The sequence below is a fragment of the Treponema sp. R6D11 genome (genome assembly GCF_054786075.1).
Genome location: NZ_BDHD01000364.1, coordinates 1 through 1,254, shown reverse-complemented (window position 1 = coordinate 1,254; position 1,254 = coordinate 1). Strand labels below are relative to the sequence as shown.

General features: G+C 37.6%; 1 protein-coding gene. It reads left to right on the top strand.

Translation table 11 applies throughout. The annotated features are described in order from the left end of the window. Positions 1-435: 435 nt before the first annotated feature. On the top strand, positions 436-1,254 hold an 819-nt coding region (locus tag ACYVTD_RS13145; protein ID WP_461248191.1), incomplete at its 3' end, for an endo-1,4-beta-xylanase.

Below are 1,254 nucleotides of genomic sequence, written 5' to 3'. Positions count from 1 at the left end.
CTCCTACGACAAAAATTAATTTTTTCATTTTAACTCTCCTAAAAATAAGATGATATAAATATAATCATCATTACGTTTATTTGTTATGCGAAATTAATTTTTGACGCATTTAATTAAAAGATTATTTGATGATTAAAAAATTTCTACAAATAGCAACTGCAAATTTTGGAATGAAGAAATTTACTACGAACCAGAGCTAGTGAAAAAGGATAAGATAAACTGCTTGAACAGCGTAAAATAAAAACCGGGTTTAGGAATTTCTGCATGACAAATAGTCATTAATGTGATATAATTAACTATATAATTTTTGTATTTTTCAGGAGGAAAAAATGAATATTAGACAAATTGGTATAATCTTAATAATATTTCTGTTTATTTTTTGGGTGTAATAAACCGGAAGAAGAGCCTGAAATACCTGCGGGTGGTACGGTACTATTGACCGTTGGCAACAGTAAAAACCTTACTGCCATGCTTGATGCCGGAATGAGCGGTAAAACCATAACATGGTCTTCCGGCAACTCGTCAAAAGTTTCGGTTTCTTCAGGCGGTATTGTAACCGCTGTCATAACCAGTTTTTCAGAGGCGGAAGGCGGAAATAAAAAGTATACGGAAGGTCCGGCAAGAGCGGAAGTAATAATCACCGCTGAAGCATCGAATAATAAAACCCAAGAATTTAAAGTAATTGCAACTACAGAAGCGCAGGAAAAAATTATGGATTTGCCGCCGCTTAAGGACAGATTTCCTGAAGGCTTTCTTGTTGGAAATATAGCAACAGGCAGTGTTTCAAGCGGATCACCATTGGCTCGTCATTTTAACGCGGTTACAGCGGAAAACAGCATGAAGCCCAGCGCAATTTCATCAAGCCAAGGAAACTATAATTGGTCTACAGCGGACAGTTTTGTAAATTCCGCTATTGCTTCTGGTTTCAAAGTTATCGGGCATACATTACTCTGGCACAGTCAAATTCCCTCTTGGCAAACAGCCATTGGAACTTCTGCGAGTTCTCCCGCTACTTCCGAACAAAAAGCGGCAGCGCTTGCAGCAATGAAAACATATATTACCGATGTTGTGACTCATTTTAAAGGAAAAATTTATTCATGGGACGTTTTAAATGAAGCTTTTCCGGACAGTAACGGTTCAAGTTGGAAAACAGCAATACGTCCTGAAAACCCTTGGTTTAAAGCTATCGGTTCAGATTTTGTATACGAAGGATTTCTTGCGGCTCGTCTAGCAGACCCGGAAGCAATACTGTAT